The sequence below is a fragment of the Brachybacterium epidermidis genome (assembly GCF_015209585.1).
In the GTDB taxonomy this organism is placed as follows: Bacteria; Actinomycetota; Actinomycetes; order Actinomycetales; family Dermabacteraceae; genus Brachybacterium; species Brachybacterium epidermidis.
Genome location: NZ_JADEYR010000007.1, coordinates 1 through 20,930 on the forward strand (window position 1 = coordinate 1; position 20,930 = coordinate 20,930).

General features: G+C 70.3%; 20 protein-coding genes, 1 other RNA gene and 1 pseudogene. 11 read left to right on the forward strand and 11 right to left on the reverse strand.

Annotated elements, in window-relative coordinates; all coding sequences use genetic code 11:
* The coding region (locus IOE58_RS07925; protein ID WP_193865871.1) for a hypothetical protein at positions 1 to 398 on the reverse strand (398 nt) is incomplete at its 3' end.
* A gap of 81 nt (positions 399 to 479) precedes the next feature.
* Here IOE58_RS07925 and lipB point away from each other — a divergent pair.
* From lipB to IOE58_RS07940, 3 genes are read left to right on the forward strand one after another with little or no spacing between them, the layout of a single operon-like run.
* A complete protein-coding gene (gene lipB, locus IOE58_RS07930; protein ID WP_193865872.1) occupies positions 480 to 1,241 on the forward strand; it encodes a lipoyl(octanoyl) transferase LipB in 762 nt (253 codons plus the stop codon).
* Complete coding sequence (gene lipA, locus IOE58_RS07935) at positions 1,238 to 2,257, forward strand: lipoyl synthase (RefSeq protein ID WP_193865873.1); 1,020 nt, start codon at positions 1,238 to 1,240, stop codon at positions 2,255 to 2,257. The genes lipB and lipA overlap by 4 nt, the downstream gene beginning before the upstream one ends.
* Positions 2,258 to 2,289: 32 nt before the next feature.
* Entirely contained in the window at positions 2,290 to 3,051 is a 762-nt protein-coding gene (locus tag IOE58_RS07940) for a DUF4191 domain-containing protein (RefSeq protein WP_193865874.1), read from the forward strand.
* Between the two features lie 310 nt (positions 3,052 to 3,361).
* Here IOE58_RS07940 and IOE58_RS14785 read toward each other — a convergent pair whose 3' ends face one another.
* Positions 3,362 to 3,796 (reverse strand): RDD family protein, encoded by a 435-nt coding sequence (locus tag IOE58_RS14785; RefSeq protein WP_193865875.1) that lies wholly within the window; start codon positions 3,794 to 3,796, stop codon positions 3,362 to 3,364.
* A 211-nt stretch (positions 3,797 to 4,007) separates the two neighbouring features.
* Between IOE58_RS14785 and glnA the strand changes: the two genes are divergently transcribed.
* The 4 genes and pseudogenes from glnA to IOE58_RS07960 all read left to right on the forward strand — a co-directional run bounded on the left by glnA (position 4,008) and on the right by IOE58_RS07960 (position 7,404).
* Entirely contained in the window at positions 4,008 to 5,438 is a 1,431-nt protein-coding gene (glnA, locus tag IOE58_RS07950; RefSeq protein ID WP_193865876.1) for a type I glutamate--ammonia ligase, read from the forward strand.
* A gap of 243 nt (positions 5,439 to 5,681) precedes the next feature.
* A pseudogene (locus tag IOE58_RS14330) lies at positions 5,682 to 5,975 on the forward strand (helix-turn-helix transcriptional regulator); the annotation flags it as partial.
* A gap of 316 nt (positions 5,976 to 6,291) precedes the next feature.
* Complete coding sequence (locus tag IOE58_RS14335) at positions 6,292 to 6,450, forward strand: hypothetical protein (RefSeq protein ID WP_228019337.1); 159 nt, start codon at positions 6,292 to 6,294, stop codon at positions 6,448 to 6,450.
* Between the two features lie 153 nt (positions 6,451 to 6,603).
* Entirely contained in the window at positions 6,604 to 7,404 is an 801-nt protein-coding gene (locus IOE58_RS07960) for a VOC family protein (RefSeq protein ID WP_193865877.1), read from the forward strand.
* 27 nt (positions 7,405 to 7,431) lie between these two features.
* On the opposite strand, the gene IOE58_RS07965 is transcribed toward IOE58_RS07960, so the two are convergent.
* The 4 genes from IOE58_RS07965 to IOE58_RS07980 all read right to left on the reverse strand — a co-directional run bounded on the left by IOE58_RS07965 (position 7,432) and on the right by IOE58_RS07980 (position 13,609).
* On the reverse strand, positions 7,432 to 8,349 hold the full coding sequence (locus tag IOE58_RS07965; protein ID WP_193865878.1) for a PD-(D/E)XK nuclease family protein: 918 nt from the start codon (positions 8,347 to 8,349) through the stop codon (positions 7,432 to 7,434).
* Positions 8,350 to 8,447: 98 nt separating this feature from the next.
* Positions 8,448 to 11,564: a bifunctional [glutamine synthetase] adenylyltransferase/[glutamine synthetase]-adenylyl-L-tyrosine phosphorylase gene (locus IOE58_RS07970; RefSeq protein ID WP_193865879.1), complete on the reverse strand. Its 3,117-nt coding sequence runs from the start codon at positions 11,562 to 11,564 to the stop codon at positions 8,448 to 8,450.
* A 12-nt stretch (positions 11,565 to 11,576) separates the two neighbouring features.
* Complete coding sequence (locus tag IOE58_RS07975; RefSeq protein ID WP_193865880.1) at positions 11,577 to 12,914, reverse strand: glutamine synthetase family protein; 1,338 nt, start codon at positions 12,912 to 12,914, stop codon at positions 11,577 to 11,579.
* 113 nt (positions 12,915 to 13,027) lie between these two features.
* Complete coding sequence (locus tag IOE58_RS07980) at positions 13,028 to 13,609, reverse strand: hypothetical protein (protein WP_193865881.1); 582 nt, start codon at positions 13,607 to 13,609, stop codon at positions 13,028 to 13,030.
* Positions 13,610 to 13,834: 225 nt separating this feature from the next.
* On the opposite strand from IOE58_RS07980, the gene panB reads away from it, so the two are divergent.
* Positions 13,835 to 14,662, forward strand: a complete 828-nt coding sequence (panB, locus tag IOE58_RS07985) for a 3-methyl-2-oxobutanoate hydroxymethyltransferase (protein WP_193865882.1) — start codon at positions 13,835 to 13,837, stop codon at positions 14,660 to 14,662.
* 28 nt (positions 14,663 to 14,690) lie between these two features.
* On the opposite strand, the gene IOE58_RS07990 is transcribed toward panB, so the two are convergent.
* Positions 14,691 to 14,915 (reverse strand): SPOR domain-containing protein, encoded by a 225-nt coding sequence (locus tag IOE58_RS07990; protein WP_193865883.1) that lies wholly within the window; start codon positions 14,913 to 14,915, stop codon positions 14,691 to 14,693.
* 38 nt (positions 14,916 to 14,953) lie between these two features.
* On the opposite strand from IOE58_RS07990, the gene map reads away from it, so the two are divergent.
* Together map and ppgK are read left to right on the forward strand one after the other, a co-directional pair.
* Positions 14,954 to 15,841, forward strand: a complete 888-nt coding sequence (gene map / locus IOE58_RS07995) for a type I methionyl aminopeptidase (RefSeq protein ID WP_193865884.1) — start codon at positions 14,954 to 14,956, stop codon at positions 15,839 to 15,841.
* A gap of 80 nt (positions 15,842 to 15,921) precedes the next feature.
* The gene (gene ppgK, locus IOE58_RS08000) at positions 15,922 to 16,866 is read left to right on the forward strand and encodes a polyphosphate--glucose phosphotransferase (protein WP_193865885.1); all 945 of its coding nucleotides are present in this window, start codon (positions 15,922 to 15,924) and stop codon (positions 16,864 to 16,866) included.
* A gap of 144 nt (positions 16,867 to 17,010) precedes the next feature.
* Here ppgK and rnpB read toward each other — a convergent pair.
* Positions 17,011 to 17,368, reverse strand: an RNA gene (gene rnpB / locus IOE58_RS08005) — RNase P RNA component class A.
* 107 nt (positions 17,369 to 17,475) lie between these two features.
* On the opposite strand from rnpB, the gene IOE58_RS08010 reads away from it, so the two are divergent.
* Positions 17,476 to 18,258, forward strand: coding sequence for a YaaA family protein (locus IOE58_RS08010; RefSeq protein WP_193865886.1), 783 nt, complete (start codon positions 17,476 to 17,478; stop codon positions 18,256 to 18,258).
* Here the strand turns inward: IOE58_RS08010 and IOE58_RS08015 are convergent.
* The 3 genes from IOE58_RS08015 to IOE58_RS08025 are packed head-to-tail and all read right to left on the reverse strand — an operon-like array spanning position 18,236 to position 20,891.
* Entirely contained in the window at positions 18,236 to 19,135 is a 900-nt protein-coding gene (locus IOE58_RS08015) for a Nif3-like dinuclear metal center hexameric protein (RefSeq protein ID WP_259890750.1), read from the reverse strand. The genes IOE58_RS08010 and IOE58_RS08015 overlap by 23 nt on opposite strands.
* On the reverse strand, positions 19,132 to 19,605 hold the full coding sequence (gene sufU / locus IOE58_RS08020; protein WP_193865887.1) for a Fe-S cluster assembly sulfur transfer protein SufU: 474 nt from the start codon (positions 19,603 to 19,605) through the stop codon (positions 19,132 to 19,134). The genes IOE58_RS08015 and sufU overlap by 4 nt, the downstream gene beginning before the upstream one ends.
* A complete protein-coding gene (locus tag IOE58_RS08025; protein ID WP_193865888.1) occupies positions 19,602 to 20,891 on the reverse strand; it encodes an aminotransferase class V-fold PLP-dependent enzyme in 1,290 nt (429 codons plus the stop codon). Before IOE58_RS08025 ends, sufU begins: the two co-directional genes overlap by 4 nt.
* Positions 20,892 to 20,930 lie beyond the last annotated feature (39 nt).

The following is a 20,930-nucleotide window of genomic DNA, read 5'->3' on the forward strand; positions in this document are numbered from 1 at the left end:
GGGCTCGCCCCCAGCACCCACCCCCGATCGTGCAGGGCAGTGACCAGGGCGTCGAGGTCCTCACGGGCCCGGGCCAGGTACTGGCGCTCCTGCGTTCCGGGGGCCGTCTCCAGGGCCCTGCGACGGCCCTGCGCTGCCCGCGGACCATCCGTGCTCCCGGGCCCGACGGGATTCCCGGCTTCGCGCAGATAGCCGTCGTCCTCGATCTCCAGCACCGCCGGCGCCGCGCGCACCCCGGCCACCTCGAGCGAGGCCAGCAGCTGCAGTTCGGCACGCACCAGCTGCTCCCCCAATCCGGTGAGCGCCCGCACCCGCACCACCTCGGCACCCCCCGCTGCGAGGAGCAGGTCCTCACGGTCCGCGGTGGCCACCAGGATGGTTCCCTCCGTCATGTCCATGCCCGCAGTGAAGCGCACAACGGCGGGTCCCGGCCCGGGTCATCCACAACGCGCAGGGAGCACCGGGCGTACCCTTGGCCTGTGCTCGATGTGATCCGTCTCGGCTTCAGCGAACCTCTTCCCGGCGGGGACCGCCACGAGGAGTTCTCCCTTCCTCCGGGCCCCGTGGAGTACATGGCCGCCTGGGACCTCCAGCGGCGCATCCACGCGCAGGTGGTCGCCGGCGATCGTCCGAACACGCTCCTGCTGCTCGAGCACCAGCCGGTGTACACCGCGGGCAAGCTCACCGCCCTGCACGAGCGCCCCAGGGACGGGGCGCCGGTGGTGGACATCGACCGGGGAGGGAAGATCACCTGGCACGGACCCCAGCAGCTCGTCGGGTACCCGATCGTGGCTCTGCCCGCGCCGATCGACGTGGTGGGCTTCGTGCGCGCCCTTGAGCGTTCACTGATCGAGGTGTGCGCGAGCGTCGGCGTCCAGGGCACCACGGTGGACGGGCGCAGCGGTGTCTGGATGCGGGACGGGGCCGGGGAGCGCAAGCTCGCCGCCATCGGCCTGCGCGTCTCGAAACGCGCCACGATGCACGGCTTCGCGCTGAACTGCGACAACGATCTCACCTGGTCGCGCAACGTGATCCCCTGCGGGATCGACGACGCGGGCGTGAGCACGCTCAGCCGGGAGGCGGGGCGGCGAATCCCCGTGGCCGCGGTGATCGACGCCGCCGAGGAGGCCATGCGCGCACTGGTGGCGCACCGCACCCTCGGCACCCCCGTCGCGGCCACTCGGACGCCGCCCCACCTCGATAGACTGCCAGGACTGTCGAGCAAGGAGGCATGCGCGTGACACTCGCTCCCGAAGGCCGTCGTCTTCTCCGTGTCGAAGCCCGCAACGCCGAGGTCCCGATCGAGCGCAAGCCGGGCTGGATCAAGACCCGCGCCGTGATGGGCCCGGAGTACAGCGCGATGAAGAAGCGCGTGCACGGCAAGGGCCTGCACACCGTGTGCGAGGAGGCAGGCTGTCCCAACATCTTCGAGTGCTGGGAGGACAGGGAGGCCACGTTCCTGATCGGCGGGGACACCCGCACGCGCCGCCGCGACTTCTGCGACATCGCCACCGGCAAGCCCAACCCCGTGGACCCGATGGAGCCGATGAAGGTGGCCCAGTCCGTCAAGGAGATGGGCCTGCGCTACTCCACCATCACCGGCGTGGCGCGCGATGACCTGCCCGACGGCGCCGCCGGGCTGTTCGCCGAGACCTGCCGCCAGATCCACGCGGTGAACCCCGGCACCGGGGTGGAGCTGCTGATCGATGACATCAAGGGCGATCCCGGCGCCCTGCAGCAGGTGTTCGACTCCCGGCCGGAGGTGTTCGCCCACAACCTGGAAACCGTGCCGCGGATCTTCAAGCGGATCCGCCCCGCATTCCGCTACGAGCGCTCCCTGGACGTGATCACCCAGGCCAAGGACGCCGGCATGATCACCAAGTCCAACCTGATCCTGGGCATGGGCGAGACCAGTGAGGAGATCCTCGACGCCCTGCACGCCCTGCACGAATCCGGCTGCGACATCATCACCATCACCCAGTACCTGCGGCCCTCCAAGCTTCACCACCCGATCGACCGCTGGGTCAAGCCCGAGGAGTTCCTCGAGCTTTCCGAGGCCGCCTACGAGATGGGCTTCCTGGGCGTGATGGCCGGCCCCATGGTGCGCTCCTCGTACCGCGCTGGCCGGTTGTGGGCCCAGGCCATGAAGAAGCTGGGCCGGCCCATCCCCGAGCAGCTCCAGCACCTCGACCAGCAGACCCCCGCCCATCAGGAGGCCGCGAGCGTCGTGGCCCGCAGCCAGGCAGCCGCGAGCTGACCACACGCACCCGGAAGGACCCCCAGACCCCCATGGCCCGCAAGAGCGAGACCACCTCGACCCGCGCGAAGGACGCCCCCGCGCGCGACAAGCGAAACCCCGACGGCACCAAGAAGCCCGGCCGGATCAAGCAGATGGTCGAGGTGTACAAGTACACCCAGGAGATCGACCGCACCACCGCCCCGCTGATGCTGGGCGCCCTGGCGATCGCGATCCTCCTGGGCGTGCTGATCAGCTGGCTGGTGTTCAACAGCCCGTGGTACGGCATCTTCATCGGCGTCGGCTTCGGTGTGCTGGCCGCGATGCTGATCCTGGCACGCAAGGCGGAGCGCGCCGCCTTCGCCCGCATCAAGGGCCAGCCCGGTGCGGCGCTGGCGGCGATGCAGTCGATCCGACGCGGCTGGAACGTGTCCGAGGAGCCTGTGCAGGTTGATCCGCGCAGCCAGAAGATGGTGTTCCGGGCGGCCGGTCGTGCCGGCATCGCCCTGGTGGCGGAGGACGAGACCGGCCCGTCGATGAAGCTGCTGGAGAAGGAGCGCCGCAGCATCCGCCGGGTGCTTCAGCACGAGGGCGTGCCGATCCACCAGATCATCGTGGGCGACGGCGAGGGCCAGGTGCCGCTGCACAAGCTCCCCACCCATATGACCCGCATGAAGCGCGTGCTCACCAAGGAGGAGTCCTCGCAGGTGAACAAGCGCCTGGCGGCGCTGCACCGCTCCATCCGCCAGTCCGTGCCCAAGGGTGTGGACCCGATGCGGGCCCGCCCCAACCGCAAGGCCATGCGCGGGCGCTGATCCTCTCTGCCACGGCCCCGTCGGCGCGTATCGCACGCGCTCGGCGGGGCCGTCGTCGTACCAGCGGCCGATGGGGGCGTCGTCGTGCCAGCGGTCGATGGGGCCTTGGTCGTGCCAGCGATCGAGGGGACTGTCGTGGTACCAGCAGCCCATGGCGCCCTCGTGCTGTCGGGGACGCCGGCCCACTGGCCCTGATGCCCCTCGACCTGGGCGGCGTTATGCGCTCGTTATCTTCGTGACCCAACCGTTATCGGCGGTCCGAGCGCTCCGGAGACGCCCCGTGGGGGCCGGCCGCTGGAGGCTCGTCGTCTCAGGCGCGCACCACTGCGGTGCCGGCCAGCACGTCGTGGAGCGGCTGCCGGTCGCGGTTCCACACCACCGCGGTGACGACGGTGAGCATCGCCAGGGTGCGGGCCAGCGCCCGCACCACCATCGGCCAGCGACGCGCCACCGGCAGCACCCTCAGTCCCAGCGCGAACTGCGCTGGGGTGGCCCCGAAAACGCTCAGGAACAGCACGTTCATCCCGACGAACAGCAGCAGTGTGGCCAGCGGGTCGTACTGGAAGAAGACCATCGAGGTGACCACGCACAGGCCCCAGTCGATCAGCAGGGAGACGAACCGACGCCCCGTGCCGGCCACCGAGCCAGGGCCGGTCGCAGGCAGCCCGAGGGATGATCCGGGCACATAGTCGGGATCCTGGGGGGTGCCCTCGATCCAGGCGCCGAGGTCGTTGCGGTCGATCACGGGATCACCCTATCGGGGGGCCCTGAACGCGCCCGTCGCGCTGCTGCCGGCCGTCGGGTGTCTGTTCCCGGGGGTTCCGCCGTCACCGCCCCTAGACTTGACGCACCCGGGCGAGGACCCGGGAGCGGCCCGTGCCACAGCGGGGCGCGGCGACCGCCCCACGGGGTTCGAGACACCAGAGGACGCACCGCACGGTGCAGATGGAGGAGATGTGTTCAGCAATCCCAGCGAGGTCGTGAAGTACATCGAGGAGGAGGACGTCGAGTTCCTCGACATCCGCTTCTGCGACCTTCCCGGCGTCATGCAGCACTTCAACATCCCGGCCAGCACCTTCACGGAGGAGGCGATCGCGCAGGGCCAGCTGTTCGACGGCTCCTCGATCCGGGGCTTCCAGGCGATCCACGAGTCCGACATGAAGCTCATCCCGGACCTGGAGACGGCCTACCTGGACCCGTACCGGGAGCGCAAGACGCTCATCATGAACTTCTCGATCGTGGATCCGTTCACGGACGAGCCGTACTCCCGCGACCCCCGCACCGTCGCGGCGAAGGCCGAGGAGTACCTGAAGTCCACCGGCATCGCTGACACCGCCTTCTTCGCCGCCGAGGCCGAGTTCTACATCTTCGACGACGTTCGATTCAAGACCGGTGTTAACTCCGGCTTCTACTCGATCGACTCCGACGAGGCGGTGTGGAACACCGATCGCGACGAGTCCGAGTACGGCGGCAACCAGGGCTACAAGACCCGTCTCAAGGGCGGCTACTTCCCGGTCCCGCCGAACGACCAGATGGCCGATCTGCGCGATGAGATCTGCACCGTGCTCGACGAGGTGGGCCTCTCGGTGGAGCGCGCGCACCACGAGGTGGGCACCGCCGGCCAGCAGGAGATCAACTACCGGTTCAACACGCTCCTGCAGGCCGCCGACGACGTCATGAAGTTCAAGTACATCGTGAAGAACACGGTGTGGGAGGCGGGGAAGACCGCCACCTTCATGCCCAAGCCCCTGTTCGGAGACAACGGTTCGGGCATGCACACCCACCAGTCCCTGTGGAAGGACGGCGAGCCGCTGTTCTACGACGAGCGCGGCTACGGCGGCCTCTCGGACATCGCGCGCTGGTACATCGGCGGCATCATCGAGCACGCGCCCTCGCTGGTGGCGTTCACCAACCCCACCGTGAACTCGTTCAAGCGCCTGGTGCCCGGCTTCGAGGCTCCGGTGAACATGGTGTACTCGGCCCGCAATCGTTCGGCGGCGATCCGGATCCCCGTCACCGGCACCTCCCCCCAGGCCAAGCGCATCGAGTTCCGTGCCCCGGACCCCTCGGCCAACCCGTACCTCTCCTTCGCGGCGCAGCTGATGGCCGGGATCGACGGCATCCGCAACCGCATCGAGCCGCCGGAGCCGATCGACAAGGACCTGTACGAGCTGCCGCCGGAGGAGCACAAGCTCATCAAGCAGCTGCCGGAGTCCCTGGGCGCTGCGCTGGACGCCCTGGAGGCGGATCACGACTACCTCACCGAGGGCGATGTGTTCCCGGAGGACCTGATCGAGACCTGGATCGAGCTCAAGCGCACCACCGAGATCGATCCGTTCCGCTTCCGTCCCCACCCGCACGAGTTCGAGCTCTACTACGACATCTGAGTCGCTCGTACCCGGTGAGCGCCTGACCCGGCCGGTCGCGCGCACTTCACGAGGGCCCGCCCCGCTCGTGACGGCACGTCCGTCCACGAGCGCGGCGGGCCCTCGACGTGCAGCACGGCTGCAGCCATGTACAAGCCGGGCGGTGTACGGCATGCTGTCCAGCGCAGACCGAGGATGGCGAGCAGCACCCCGGAGGCGACGATGACGAGAGACCAGCAGGCTGCCATGGATCGGCCTGCGCCCATGCACCGAGTGGCGGCCGCGCAGCAGCCAGGGGCAACGGGTCCTCTGGATGGCCCGGCCCTGGCCTCCGTCCTCGAGCTCGCGCGGTCCGCGGCCCCCACCCTCACCGCGACGGATCTGGCCGATCAGGCAGGCTACAGCCCCTTCCACTTCTCGCGCCTGTTCACGGCACGGCTGGGGATCGGCCCGGGCCAGTACCTCACGGCGCTGCGGATCGGTGCGGCCAAGCGGTTGCTGCTCGGCGACTCGGATCCCGTCGTGGACGTGGCCACGGCGGTGGGGTTCGACTCCCTGTCCAGTTTCAGCAGGCGCTTCAGGGAGACGGTGGGCGTGCCCCCGGGCCAGCTGCGCCGACTCGCCGATCGGGTGGCCGATCGTGAGCCCGCGCCCTTCGCGTTGCCCGGTGCGGATGCGCGGGCCGTCCGGGTGCACCTGGACCTGCCGGCAGCGGTGGAGGAGCGTGGCGATGCCTTGGTGTGGGTGGGCTGGTACCCGCAGCCTGCTCCCATCGGTCTGCCGGCCGCCGGGATCCTGGTGCGCGGCGAGAGGAGGCTTAGTGTTCCTCTGTGCCCGGCAGCACCGTGGCTGCTCGGCTTCGCGATCCCCTCCCGTGCCGACGTCCTCTATCACCTCGCCCCCGAAGCGTCCCGTCGTCGCCGCGCACCCGCTGCCGCTGCACGCCCCCGGCGACCTCACCCTGCACTTCAGCGACCGGGGTGGCCTCGGGGTGCCGCTGCTCTCGGCCCTGCCGAGCCTGTGCCGCGCATGAGGTCGGGCATGAGGTCGCGACCATGCGATCCGCACCCGGTTCGGTTCCGGTGCAGCGCAGGATCGGACAAACATGCGGGCCGTGCCCCGTCTACGGTCGAGACCGACGGAACCCACGCACCGGGCATCCCGGTCCCGCTCCTCTGGAGGAACCATGTCACGACCCACCGGCACCACCACCTGGCTCGACCTCGGCTCCACCGATCTCAGAGCAGCCCAGGCCTTCTACACCGAGCTGTTCGGCTGGGAGTTCGAGGACGCGGGAGAGGAGTACGGCCATTACCGGATGATCCGCAACGGCGGCGCCCTGGTGGCCGGGGCGATGGACGTCTCCGGCATGACCTGCCCGGACGGCGACCCGTTGCCCAGCGAATGGACCGTGTACCTCGCGGTGGACGACCTCGACGCGCGGGTGGCTAAGGCCCAGGCCGCCGGCGCCCAGATCATCGTCTCGCCCACCGTCGCCGCGGATGCAGGGAGCTTCGCGATCGTGCTGGATCCGGCCGGGTACCCGATCGGGCTGTGGCAGGCCGGGGACATCGAGGGCTACGAGTTCACGGCGGCCACCGGCTCGCCGGTGTGGTTCGAGGTGATGACGCACGACTTCGATGCCGCCGCCCGTTTCTACACCGAGGTGCTGGATGCCGAGCTGGTTCCGATGACCGAGGAGATGGAGGACGACTCCTTCCGCTACGTCACCAACGGTGCCCAGGACACGGCGACCTGGGGCCTGGGCGATGCCACGGGTGTGATGCCCGAGGGCGAGGGCGGCTGGCGGATCTACTTCGCGGTCGAGGCGTGCGATGCCGCTGTCGAGCGCATCCGGGAGCTCGGCGGATCGTTGCTGGACGGCCCGATCGACTCGCCGTTCGGACGGATCGCCACGGTCGCCGATCCCACCGGCGCCTCGTTCCAGATCTGCGCTATGAGCGAGAGCACCCCCGAGGGGAGCTGAGCCGCTGTGCTCAGCTCCCGGCACGTGTCAGACCAGGCCGTCGAGCCCGTCCTTGGTGCGTAGCAGGGACAGCAGCAGTGACTTCGGGTCCTGCGCCTTCTGCAGGGCGCAGTCCTCGGGCTCGAAGGACCACGAGCGCCGCAGGGAGCGGAACACCTCGAACTCTGCGTCCCCGGTGCGCAGCGGCACCGCACTGTAGCCACCGCCCTCGGGCAGGTGCACGATGAACGCGCCGGTCAGCTCGGGCATCTCCCGGGTGGTGCCGTCGTCGTCCAGCAGCTGCTCGGCGCGCACCACGGCGACTCCCTGCAGCGCGTAGTCGCCGCGCACCTTCTTGGAGGTCTTGATGTCAGCGCTCAGCAGCGACCCGCCCACCTTGACGATGGCATCGGTGGTCCCCGCATAGCCGACGGTGTGGTTGACGACCGTCTGCTCGACCTCGATGAACTCCGGCTGGAAGTCCTCCAGGAACGCGCCGTACCCGTCCAGGCGCTGGTCGGCCCGCCCCAGCAGGGAGTCCAGGTCCCGCTCGGCGGCGAAGGCTCCGGAGGCCTCCCGCTGTTGGGCGGCGACCTCCGTCATCGTCGCGCGGGACGGCCGGGAACCGCTGGTGCCCCACAGTTCGCACAGGGAGTGGACGAAGGTGCCGAAGTCGGCTGCGCTGCGGGTGTACTCCTCGGCCGCAGCGGCGATGCGCTTCTGGGTGCCCCACCTGTCGCGGGAGACACGAGCGATCTCGGCCGGGGCGCGATCGGGGTTGCGGTCCAACCAGGCGTACATCTCCAACGCCCGCTTCGAGGCCATGGTGGCGTACCAGCCCTGCAGATGATCCTTGGCCCGCATCCCCGCCACCGTGGTGATCGAGGGGTACATCAGGGGCCCGTCGGGCTCGAGTCGGTACATGCGGCCGCGCGGCGTGTCGGCGCTGAGCTTAGGGCTGGTCATCGCTCCTCGGGCGGACGGATGCATCAAACGGGCGGGCTCTCACCGCGCACAGGCGGCGGGGACGCACCCAGGGTACGCCGTGACCGGGGCGTTCCGGCTCAGATGCCGAACACGACGCGCTCGACGATGTGGCGCGCACGACGGGTCTGACGCAGGTAGCGCTCCTCCAGCTCCGAGGCCGAGCCGGCGTCCCCGTCGATCAGGTGGGCCAGCGCCCGCAGCTCGATGCGGTCCGAGGGCAGCACCGCGCCCTCCCGGCCCTTCCACAGGAACAGTCCCCGGCGCACCTGCCAGGCCAGCATCCACGCGTCAGCGAGCTCGCGCACCTCCCGGTCGGACAGCAGTCCTGTCTCCGAGGCGGCGCGCAGCACCCCCAGGGTGTCGGTGCGGCGCAGCTGCTCGTGCTCACCTGCGTGCTCGAGGGCGAGCACCTGGGCGGTCCACTCCACGTCGGTCATCCCGCCTCGGCCCAGCTTCACGTGGCGGGAGGGATCCGCCCCGCGGGGGAGCCGTTCGGACTCGATCCGCGCCTTCATCCGGGAGATCTCCCGGCGCCGGGCGGGGTCGAGCCCGTCGGTCGGGTAGCGATGGCGATCCAGCTCCTCGGTGAGCTGCGCGGCCAGGGCTTCGGAGGCCACCACCGGGCGGGCACGCAGCAGGGCCTGCTTCTCCCAGGTGAGCGCGTCGCGCCGGTAGTACTCGGTCCAGCCCTCCAGGCTGCGCGCCAGCAGCCCGTTGCGCCCCTCGGGGCGCAGATCGGCGTTGACCTTCATGTCGGCGCCGGCGGCGGGGGCGTTGAGGATGTGCTGGACCTGGCTGGCGATCGCGACCGCGATCTGCCCTGTCTCCTCCCCCGCACCGCGATCCACCGCGATGAACTGCACGTCCGCATCGGAGGAGTAGCCCATCTCGCGGGCCCCGAAGCTGCCCATCGCCAGGATCGCCATCTCCACGCCCAGCGCTCGGGCCGGGTCCGAGCGCCGCTCACGCAGCTCGTGCGCAGTGCTCTCGTCGACCTCACCCTCCCCGCCGGGGTCGCCCTCGACATCGAGCGGATCCGTGCTCTCCCCGATCACCTCGCGCTCCTTGGCCACGGCGTGGTACGCCACCAGCAGGCCTGCCTCGAGCACGGCCTCGGCCAGGTCGGTGAGCGCCCGAGCCACCTCCATCGGCTCGATCAGGCCCACCAGGTGTGCCAGTGCGATCCGCAGCAGCTCCCGCCGGCGCGTGCGGCGCAGCAGGTCCTGCGCCTCCTCCACCGACTGGACCCGGGTGATGACGGCCAGGAACTCCCGCCCCAGCAGGTCCCGGTCCAGGGGCATGAGATCCTCGTCCCTTGCCAGCCAGCGCACGGCCTCGGGGATCTGCTCGAGCTGCTCGCCGACGAAGCGGCTGCCGGCCAGCACGCGCGTCAGTCGCTTGGCGGCCACACCGGAGTCGCGCAGCAGGCCCAGGTACCAGTGCGCCGAACCGATCTCGTCCGAGAGCCGCCGGAAGGCCAGCAGCCCCAGGTCCGGATCGATGCCGCCGGCGAACCACTCGAGCATCGCCGGCAGCAGCTGCCGCTGGATCGAGGCACGGCGCGAGATCCCCTCGGTGAGGGCCTCGATGTGGGCCAGGGCCCGGCCCGGGTCCCGGTAGCCGATGGCCGCCAGTCGGGCCTGCGCCTCCTCCGGGCTGAGCCGGATCTGCCCGTCGCTCAGCTGCGAGGCCGTCACCAGCAGGGGACGGTAGAAGATCTCCTCATGCAGCTGCCGCACCCGGCGCCGGGTGCGGTCGTAGCGCGCCGTGAACTCCTCGGCGCCGAGCCCCATCGTGCGTGCCAGGCGCCTGACATCACCCTCGGAGGTGGGCATCACCTGGGTGCGACGAAGTCGGTGCAGCTGCATGCGGTGCTCGATGCTGCGCAGGAAGCGGTAGGCCTCGTCCAGTTCGGCGACGTGGCCGCGGGAGATGTAGCCTCCCTCGCCGAGACGCGCCAGTGCCTCCAGGGTCGAGCGGGCGTGGATGTCGTCATCCGTGCGGCCGTGCACCATCTGCAGCAGCTGGACCGTGAACTCGACGTCCCGCAGCCCTCCCGGGCCCAGCTTGATGTTCCGCTCGGCCTCGGAGCGGGGGATGTGGGCGACCACGCGGCGGCGCATCGCCCGGGTGTCCTCCACGAAGCCGTCCCGCTGCGAGGCCTTCCACACCCAGGGCGCCACCATGGAGGCGAAGTCCTCCCCCAATGCGCGGTCGCCGGCGGCGGGCCTGGCCTTGAGCAGAGCCTGGAACTCCCAGGACTCCGCCCACTTGTCGTAATAGCGGCGGTAGGAGTCCAGGGTGCGCACCAGGGGGCCGTCCTTGCCCTCGGGCCGCAGGTTGGCGTCCACCTGCCACAGGGTGCCCTCGGCGGTGCGGTCCGAGCACACCCGCGCCAGTTCACGGGCCAGCGCGGAGCCGATGCGCACCAGCTCGTCCTCGTCCACGTCCTGATCGGCATCCGTGGCCGGGGCGATCACGTGCATGACGTCGACGTCCGAGATGTAGTTGAGCTCCCGTGCGCCCGTCTTGCCCATGGCGATCACCGTCCAGCGCACCGCCCGGTGCCCGTCGACGGCGGCCCGTGCCACCGCGACCCCGGCATCGAGCGCGGCATCGGCGAGGTCCGCGAGCGCTCGGGACACGGCAGGCTGCACCTGTGTGGCATCCTCCGCGCTGACATCGGCGGCCGCGATCTGCACCAGTCGCGCGTGGTAGGCGACGCGCAGGGCGTCCCGTGCCTCCCTCCCGGTCGCTCCCGCCACCGGGACGTCATCGCTCGGATCCGCCTGGACAGCGCGCAGCAGGTCCTCCCGCACCGATCCCACCGGGACCGCCAGGGCGTCCTGCCTCTCCTGCAGGAAGGCGAGCTGCTCGGGGTGCCGCGCCAGGAAGTCCCCCAGGGCGATCGAGGTGCCCAGCAGCGCCACCAGGCGCGTTCCGGGACTGCCCGGCTCCCCCACCTGGCCGAGGAACTGCTGCATGAGCTCCTGGTGTCCTGACTTCTGCGCGGCCTCGGCCAACCTGAGAAGTCCCAGTACGGCGTCGTCGCCGTCCGCCGTGGCGCCGATGGTCCCCGCCGCTCCCTCCGCGAGGCCCGCCAGCGCGGGTTCGGACAGGAAGCGCTGCACCCGATCGGTGCGGCTGAATCCCAGTCGCGCCAGGGCGCCGGTGGTGGTGGGCGGCTCACTCATCGCTGCACCCGCTCAGATCCGCCCGAAGGTGGAGGCCAGCTCGTACTCGGTGACCTGCTCCCGGTAGCGGTGCCACTCGTTGCGCTTGTCCCGCAGGAAGAACTCGAAGACCTGTTCACCGAGGGTGCGCGCCATCAGCTCCGAGGACTCGAAGCTCTCCAGCGCCCGGAACAGGTCCGTGGGCAGCGGCTCGATCCCCATGGAGCGGCGCTCGTTCTCCGTCAGCTCCCACACCGCGTCCTCCGCACCCTCGGGCAGCTCGTACTTCCCCTCGATGCCGGCCATCCCCGCGGCCAGCAGCACCGCGAAGGCGAGGTAGGGATTGGTGGCGGAGTCGGTGCCGCGGAACTCCACCCGGGAGCTGGTGCCCTTGGTGGGCTTGTGGAAGGGGACGCGCACCAGGGCGGAGCGGTTGTTGTGCCCCCAGCACACGTAGCTCGGGGCCTCCTGCGCGCCCCACAGCCTCTTGTACGAGTTCACCCACTGGTTGGTGACCGCGCAGTACTCCGGGGCGTGCTTCAGCAGCCCCGCGATGAACTGCCGTCCCATGCGTGAGAGGCCGTACTCGGCCCCGGGCTCGTGGAAGGCGTTCTTGCCGCCCTGGAACAGCGACAGGTGGGTGTGCATCCCCGAGCCGGGCTGGTCGATCATCGGCTTGGGCATGAAGGTGGCCACCTGTCCCATGGACAGGGCCACCTCCTTGACCACGGTGCGCAGGGTGACGATGTTGTCGGCGGTGGTCAGCGCGTCGGCATAGCGCAGGTCGATCTCGTTCTGCCCCGGCCCGTTCTCGTGGTGGGAGAACTCGACCTGGATGTTCATGGCCTCCAGGTTCTGGATCGCCGTGCGGCGGAAGTCCTGGCCCTGACCGCGGTGGACGTGGTCGAAGTAGCCGGCATTGTCGATGGGGCGCAGCTGGCTGCCCGGCTCGTAGGGCTCCTGGAACAGGTAGAACTCGATCTCGGGGTGCGCGTAGAGCTCCAGGCCCTGCTGCTCGGCGGAGCTCAGGGCCTCCTTCAGCACGCGACGCGGGTCCGAGGCGGCCGGCTCGCCGTCGGGAGTGAGCACGTCGCACATCATGCGCGCGGACGCATCGGAGTCACCCCGCCAGGCCAGCACCTCGAAGGTGCCCGGATCCGGGCGCAGGATCATGTCGGACTCGTAGCTGCGGGTGAGGCCCTCGATGGTGGAGCCGTCGATGCCGATGCCCTCGGTGAACGCGGTCTCCAGATCCGCCGGGGAGATCGCGATGGACTTCAGGGTGCCGGCGATGTCGCAGAACCACAGGCGGATGAAGCGCACATCCCGCTCGGCGACCTGGCGGATGACGTCGTCGTGGAAATGTTCCATGTCGCCAGTGTGCCGCACCGGGCCGGGACGCCGCTCGGATCCCGGCCCGGCGCGGACGCGGAGCTGCGGCAGGGCGCGTCAGGTTCGCTGGGGAACACGCTCCCCAGCGAGCCTCACAGCTCGATGTGGAAGTACCACTGCCCGTCGGTGTGCTCGACCATGGGCAGCGGGAAGGGCTCCCCGCCCATGATCACCGTGACGGCGCCGTCAGCGTTCTCCTCGGCCTGCAGCATCGCCGGCTCGACGGCGTCGAAGGTGCCCGGCTGGATCGAGCCGTTCGCACCGATCTCCGCCTCGAGGCTGTCGGCGCACTGCTGGAGTGTCTCACCGGCGGGCGGTTCCCCGGTGGTCGGATCGAGGGTGAAACCGCAGGCAGCCTCGTAGTCGCCGTCGTCGACGACCTGGAGGAACTCGACGAAGCGCTCCTTGGCGCCGTCCAGGTTCGCCTCGCCCGCGGTGTCTCCACCACCGTCGCTGGCAGCCGAGTCCTTGGAGGACTCCTCCGTCGTCTCCTCCCCGGTGGTCTCCACCTCGGCGGGCTGCTCCTGCTGCGCAGGCTGCTCCTCGGTGGTCGGCGCAGCAGGATCCTCATCGCCGCTGCAGGCCACAGCCCCCACGGCAAGGGCCAGGCCGCCCAGCCCGACGGCAGTGCCTCGGATCGCACGCTGTGCGACGCTGCGGATGGTTCCACGCATGGTGCTCGACATCGGTCAGTCCCTCCCTCTGTACCGGGGCTCGCCCTCGCGGCCCCGTCGCCAGACTGCCACAGTCACGGGGTCCCGCATCGTCGCCGCCGCGCATCGGCCCCCGCCGACGGGGCTCGGGCACCGTGCTGGACGTAGGCTGGAGGTCCCCCGGCGCCGCGAACCGGCGACGCGCAGGGCCAGCAGATCAGTCCTCCGATCCCCCAGGAGCTCCCCATGACCACCGCTTCCGGCAGCGGAACCGTCGGCCCCGCGAAAGTGCGCATCCGTCACCTGCAGGACGCCAAGGGGCGCGGCAGGCCCTTCACCATGCTCACCTCGTATGACCAGTTCACGGCGCGGGTGTTCGAAGCGGCAGGGATCGATGTGCTGCTGGTGGGTGACTCCGTGGGCACCACCGTGCTGGGCCACGAGTCCACCACCGCCACCACGCACCAGGACATGGTCACGTTCACCGGCGCCGTGGCGCGCAGCGTGCATCGCCCCCTGATCGTCGCCGACCTCGCCTTCGGCACCTACCAGACGGGACCGGCCGATGCCGTGCGGCACGGCGTGGATCTGGTCCGCGCGGGCGCGGAGATGGTCAAGCTCGAGGGCGGGCAGGCCTTCACCGAGCACGTGCGGGCACTGGTGGACTGCGGGATCCCTGTGATGGGGCACCTCGGCTTCACCCCGCAGTCGGTCAACGCGCTCTCGGGTCACCGGGTTCAGGGGCGCGATCAGGCCGCTGCGGACAGCCTCGCCGAGGACGCCCTGGCCCTGCAGGAGGCGGGCGCTTCGGCGATCGTGCTCGAGCTCGTGCCCGCTGCCGTCTCCGCCCGGATCACCGAGGTGCTCGCCGTGCCCACGATCGGCATCGGTGCCGGGCCGGACTGCGACGGCCAGGTCCTGGTGTGGCAGGACATGGCGGGGCTGTCGGGCTTCGAGGGACGCTTCGTGAAGAGGTTCGCGAACCTGCGGGCGGAGCTGCAGCGTGCAGCGGCGGAGTACCGCGAGGAGGTCACCTCCCGCTCGTACCCCGCCGCGGAGCACTCGTTCGAGTGAGGGGCGCACACCCCGCTGGACAGAGGCGTCAGCGCGCCTCCGGGCTCACGCCCTCGTCAGGGGGCTCGCCCCACTCCTCCCACTTCTCGTCCTCGTCCTCCCACTTCTCGTTGCGCGCGGCGGCGCTGTCGAGAGCGCGCTGCGCCTCCTCACGGGAGGCGTAGGGGCCCATCAGCTCGCTGCCGTGCGACTGCCGCCCCTCCTCCACGGTGCCGTTGGTGAGGTTGTAGTAGTACTCGGCGGATCCGGCCACGGCGGACTCCTCTCCTCGTCGGTGAGAGACTTGCACCCATGACTGTAGAGCAGGGTTGGATCCGTCCCGAAGGCCGCGCCCCACTGATGCCCGGCACCATCGGCCCCCGTCGAGCCGTTCCGGCACACATCGAGAGGCCGGAGTACGTCGACAAGGACGAGGCAGTCTCGGACTCCGGCCCGAAGGTGCAGAGCGCCGATGTGATCGAGCGGATGCGAGAGGCGTCCCGGATCGCCGCCCTCGCGCTGCAGGCCGCCGGCGAAGCCGCCTCCCCCGGGGTCACCACCGACGCGATCGACGCTGTCGTGCACGACGTGCTCGTCACGGAGGGTGCCTACCCCTCGACGCTGGGCTACCTGGGCTTCCAGAAGTCCTGCTGCACCAGTCTCAACGAGGTGATCTGCCACGGCATCCCTGACTCCACCGTGATGCAGGACGGGGACATCCTCAACGTGGACGTCACCGCCTACATCCACGGCGTGCACGGCGACACCAACGCCACCTTCCTGGTGGGAGACGTGGATCCGCGCATCGAGGAGCTCGTCGAGCGCAGCCACGAGGCGATGATGCGCGGCATCCGGGCGGCGAAGATCGGCCGGCAGGTCAACGTGATCGGACGGGTGATCGAGAAGTACGTGGGCCGCTTCGGCTACGAGTCGGTGCGTGACTTCACGGGCCACGGCGTGGCCGAGGGCTTCCACAACGGCCTGGTGATCCCCCACTACGACTCCGCGCCCATGTTCGACGACGAGATCGCCGAGGGCATGACCTTCACGGTGGAGCCCATGGTGACCATCGGTGCGCAGGAGTGGGAGCAGTGGGACGACGGCTGGACCGTGGTGACCAAGGACCGCTCCTTCACCGCCCAGTTCGAGCACACCCTGGTGATGACGGCCGAGGGTCCGGAACTGCTGACCGTGGTGTGAGCTTCTGCCACACTGGGGCGATCGCACGTTCGGCACGGCCGCGCATCTCGCAGGCTCGTGCACCGCATCGAGGAGAGAACATGAGCAGCACGACGGCCTTCGGCATCGATATCGGCGGCAGCGGGATCAAGGGCGCGCCCGTGGACCTGAAGGCTGGTGAGCTGGCCACGGACCGCCTGCGGATCCCCACCCCGCAGCCGTCCACACCGGATGCCGTAGCCGAGACGGTGCGCGAGCTGATCGAGTCCTTCGACATCGCCGCGGGGGTGCCGGTGGGCGTGCCCTTCCCCGCCGTGATCCAGCACGGTGTGGCCAAGACGGCCGCCAACGTGGACCACTCCTGGATCGGCACGGACGTGGACGCCCTGTTCACGGAGCGAACCGGCCATGACGTGTTCGTGGTCAACGATGCCGACGCGGCGGGCATCGCCGAGATGGAGTTCGGTGCCGGCAGGGATGCCAAGGGTGTGGTGCTGATGACCACGCTGGGCACCGGGGTGGGCACGGCGCTGTTCGTGGACGGTCATCTGGTGCCCAACACCGAGCTGGGCCACATCCCCCTCCACGGTGATTCCGCGGAGAAGTACATGGCCGAGTCGGTGCGGGAGCGCGAGGAGCTGGACTGGTCGCAGTGGGCTGAGCGCCTTCAGGAGTACTACTCGCTGATCGAGTTCCTGTTCAACCCCGACCTGATCATCGTCGGCGGCGGGGTCTCCAAGCATCACAAGAAGTACCTGCCCGAGCTCGACCTGCGGGCCCCTATCGTGCCGGCCGAGCTGCGCAACGAGGCCGGCATCATCGGTGCCGCCGTCCTGGCGCGCCACGCGGAGGACGAGACCCGTGCTGCCGCCGGCGGGAACGGCCGGAAGAAGTCCGGTCTCGCTGCTGACAAGGCCCAGGCGAAGCTCGAGAAGTCCGCGAAGAAGGGCGACAAGAAGGCCGACAAGAAGGCCAGGAAGAACGACAAGAAGGCGGAGAAGAAAACGGAGAAGAACTCCGCCAAGAAATCCACCTCGAAGGACTGACACCGCACGCCCGTCATCCACGACGGACCTCGGCCCAGCCGCGCTCCTTCGACGTGCGTCCAAAAGCCGCGGTGTGGACGAGCAGCGATGGCGGGAGAACCGCAGCCGGACTGCGCCCGCATCGAACGCACGGGATACCGGGAGCGGACCAGTCGGCCTGTAAGCCGGGTTCTGTGATCGGCAGTCATCCATCTCGGATCGCCGTTGCCGACGACCTCCAGCGGTCTACCCGGGAACTCGGGCCGGCGCCCTCAGCGTTCCCTGTCTGACCTTGCTCCCGGTGGGGTTTGCCGTGCCGTCCTCGTCACCGAGGCCGCGGTGGTCTCTTACACCACCCTTTCACCCTTACCGCAACCGCCGAGGCGGCTGCGGCGGTCTGCTCTCTGTGGCACTGTCCCGCGGATCGCTCCGGGTGGGCGTTACCCACCACCGTGCCGGTTGGAGCCCGGACTTTCCTCGGCCCCGGTGCGTGCACCGGGGACGCGACTGCCCGGCCGACTGGTCCGCGCACGATTCTACGCGGGTCCTGCTCCTGCGCCCTCCTGGACGTGCGGCAGCTCTCCACCGCCGGTCCCTCCATGGCCGTGCGTTGCCATCCACAATGGTGGGGTGCTGATCCTGCTGCCTCCCTCGGAGACCAAGACCCGGCCCGACCCCGGCGTCGCCGCCGGCGCGCTCGATCTGGGGGCACTCGCCTTCCCGGAGCTCACCGAGCAGCGCGCGACCATGCTTCGCGCGGTCCAGCGCACCGCCGCCAGCAGGGACGCGGCGACCAAGCTGGGCGTCCCGGCCTCCGCCCCAGAGCTGGTGGAGCGGATGGTCGCTCTCGAGGACGAGCCGGTGGGCCCGCCGTTGACCGTCTACTCCGGCGTGCTGTTCGACCAGCTGGACCCCTCCATCGAGATCCCGGCTGATAGGCGGGTCCTGGTGCAGAGCTCCCTGCTGGGGGTGGTCGATGCCGCCACGGACCGGATCCCGGCCTATCGGCTCTCCGCTGGCTCCACCGTGGCGCGGCTGGGGAAGGCCGCCACATGGTGGGCCCGCCACCTGCGCCCCCTCGGTTCCGGGCTGCTCGGCGAGGAGGCCGAGGGCCCCTCCCCCGTGGTGATCGACTCCCGCTCCGGTGCATACCGCACGATGATGCCGATGCGCTCCACCCCCAAGGTGACGGTGCTGGAGGTGTCCCCGGTGCAGGAGCGCAGCGGCACCCGCAAGGTGGTCTCGCACGACGCGAAGCGCTATCGAGGCTGGGTGACCCGTGTGCTGCTCGACGCCGCCGCGCCGGCCTCGACGCCCGACGAGGTGGTCGATCAGCTCCGGGCGGGCTTCGGCGGCACGCTGGGGGTCGAACTGGAAGGGGACCGTCTGGCTATCGTGGACAGGGTGAGCTGACCTGCCCGCTCCAGGGGTCCGTGCTCTGCTCGCTGATCAGCACCTCGATGCCGGGCAGGGTCTCGTTCAGCAGCTCGCGGGCCAGCGGCAGCCACAGGGCCTCACTCGCGGCGTGGGCCACGTCGATCAGCGCCGGCACGGCCGACGGGTCTGCGGCGTCCTCGATGTGCTCGAGCGCCGGGTGATGGCGCAGGTCCGAGGTGATGTACACGTCGGCCCCCGAACCGGTGGCGGCCTCCAGGAACGAGTCCCCCGCCCCGGGGCACACAGCGATCGTGCGCACCTCCCGATCGGCAGGGCCGGTGTGCGCGATGCCGCGCGCGGTGGCAGGCACGATCCCGGCGAGGCGTGCAGCGAGCTCTCCTACCGTGATCGGGGAGGGCACCTGGCCGACGGCTCCGAGCCCGAACAGCTCCGATCCGTGGTCGGCAGCGGCCGCCTCGCCGCTCTCCTTCCCGGGGACCAGGGGGCGGGCATCCTGCAGGTCGAGTGCACGGACCCAGGCGCCGACGGTGCCGAGCGTGGACCGGTCCACGTTGGTGTGCCCGCACCACAGTCCGATGCCGGCACGGATCAGGGATGTCACCACCTGCCCCTTGCCGTCGTCGGCCGGCAGGAAGCTAGCGCCCCGAAGCAGCAGGGGATGGTGGGTGACCAGTAGCTGTGCCTCGCGGTCGATGGCTTCGCGGGCCACCGCGACGGTGGGATCGACGGCCAGCAGCACCCTGCTCACCTCGGCATCGCGCTCTCCCAGCACCAGGCCCACGCGGTCCCAGGCCTCCGCCCACCGCAGCGGGTAGGCGGCCTCGAGCACCCCGATCACGTCAGCCAGCACGGACGGCCGGTGAGCGCTCGGATCGTGCACGGGCAGGTTCACCGCTCCCCCATCGCCTGCGTCTCGACCAGGGCCGCCTGGTACGCCTTCCAGGCCATCAGCACGCACTTGATGCGGGCCGGGAACTTCGCGGCCCCCATCAGGGCGACGGCATCTCCGATCAGCTCCTCGTCGGCCTCCACGGTGCCGCGCGAGCTCATAACTGTCTCCAGGTGCTCGATCACCGGGAGCGCCTCCTCGGTGGTGCGGCCGATCAGCAGGTCGCTCATGATCGAGGCGGAGGCCCGGCTCATGGCGCAGCCGATCGCCTCGTAGGAGATGTCGCGGATCCGCAGGCTGCCCCCCGCGCGGTCATCGCGATCCAGGTGCAGCCGCAGGGTGATCTCGTCACCGCAGGTGGGGTTCACGTGGTGCACCTCGGCGTCGAACGGCTCGCGCAGGCCCGCGTTCTGGGGCCGCTTGTCGTGCTCGATCACGAGCTCGGTGTAGAGGGAATCGAGAGGGTTGGTCACCGGGATGCCGCCTGGAAGTAGTCGATGGCACGGGCCACGCCGTCGACGAACGCGTCGACCTCGGCCTCGGTGGTGTGGACGGAGAAGCTGGCGCGGGTGGAGCCGGTGACGCCGTAGCGGCGGTGCAGCGGCCAGGCGCAGTGGTGGCCCACGCGCACCTGGATTCCCAAGGAGTCCAGCACCTGGCCCACGTCGTGGGGGTGCACGCCGTCGATCACGAAGGCGACCGCGCCGCTGCGCTGCGGGGACGCTCCGGGTCCCAGCACCCGCACGGCGTCGATCCCCGACAGGCCCTCGAGGGCCCGGGTGGTCAGCGCCTGTTCGTGGGCGGCGATCTGCTCCATCCCCAGCGCGCTGAGGTAGTCGCAGGCGGCGCCCAGGCCCACGGTCTGGGAGACCGGCGGGGTGCCGGCCTCGAAGCGTGCCGGGGGCGCGGCGTACGTGGAGCGGTCCATGGTGACCGTCTCGATCATGGAGCCGCCGGTGAGGTACGGCGGCATCGCCGCGAGGTGCTCGTAGCGGCCCCACAGCACGCCCACCCCCGTGGGACCGAGCATCTTGTGACCGGACAGAGCTGCGAAGTCCACCCCGAGCTCGGACACGTCGAAGGGCATGTGCGGCGCTGACTGCGCGGCATCCAGCACCGTCAGGGCGCCGACGGCACGGGCCGCCTCGGCGAGCTCCCGGACGGGGTTCACCGTGCCCAGCACGTTGGACTGGTGGGTCAGCGCCAGCACCTTCGTGCGCTCGGTGAGCAGGGAGGGCAGACCGGTGAGGTCCAGCGTGAACTCGTCGGTCAGGGGGATCCAGCGCAGGGTGGCGCCGGTGCGGCGGGCGAGCTCCTGCCAGGGCACCAGGTTGGCGTGGTGCTCCATCTCCGTCACCAGGATCTCGTCACCGGGGCTCACGCGCAGCTGCGCAGGGGTGGTGTCGTCGCCGTCGCCGAGGGAGCGGGCCACCAGGTTCAGCGCCTCGGTGGCGCCGCGGGTGATCACCACCTCCTCGCTGCGGGGCGCGCCGATGAAGCGGCCGATCGTGGTGCGGGCATGCTCGAAGGCGTCGGTGGCGGCCTCGGCCATCCGGTGGGCGCCGCGCTTGACGGCGGCGTTGTCGTGGGTGAGGAAGTCGACCTCGGCGTCGATCACGGGGCGGGGTCGCTGCGAGGTGGCGCCGGAGTCGAGGTACACCATGGCGGTGTCCGCATCGAGGCGGCGGTCCAGGATCGGGAAGTCCCTCCGGATGGACTCGAGATCGAACGGCCGGGTCGGATGGAACGGTGCCGTCATACCGGGCTGGCCTCCACGGGTGGTCGGTGTGCCGCCGCC

Coding starts and splice junctions, on each gene's coding strand:
- IOE58_RS07940 (WP_193865874.1), top strand. CDS start 2,290: ATGGCCCGCAAGAGCGAGACCACCTCGACCCGCGCGAAGGACGCCCCC.
- IOE58_RS07960 (WP_193865877.1), top strand. CDS start 6,604: ATGTCACGACCCACCGGCACCACCACCTGGCTCGACCTCGGCTCCACC.
- IOE58_RS07965 (WP_193865878.1), bottom strand. CDS start 8,349: ATGACCAGCCCTAAGCTCAGCGCCGACACGCCGCGCGGCCGCATGTAC.
- IOE58_RS07970 (WP_193865879.1), bottom strand. CDS start 11,564: ATGAGTGAGCCGCCCACCACCACCGGCGCCCTGGCGCGACTGGGATTC.
- IOE58_RS07975 (WP_193865880.1), bottom strand. CDS start 12,914: ATGGAACATTTCCACGACGACGTCATCCGCCAGGTCGCCGAGCGGGAT.
- IOE58_RS07980 (WP_193865881.1), bottom strand. CDS start 13,609: ATGCGTGGAACCATCCGCAGCGTCGCACAGCGTGCGATCCGAGGCACT.
- panB (WP_193865882.1), top strand. CDS start 13,835: ATGACCACCGCTTCCGGCAGCGGAACCGTCGGCCCCGCGAAAGTGCGC.
- map (WP_193865884.1), top strand. CDS start 14,954: ATGACTGTAGAGCAGGGTTGGATCCGTCCCGAAGGCCGCGCCCCACTG.
- ppgK (WP_193865885.1), top strand. CDS start 15,922: ATGAGCAGCACGACGGCCTTCGGCATCGATATCGGCGGCAGCGGGATC.
- IOE58_RS08025 (WP_193865888.1), bottom strand. CDS start 20,891: ATGACGGCACCGTTCCATCCGACCCGGCCGTTCGATCTCGAGTCCATC.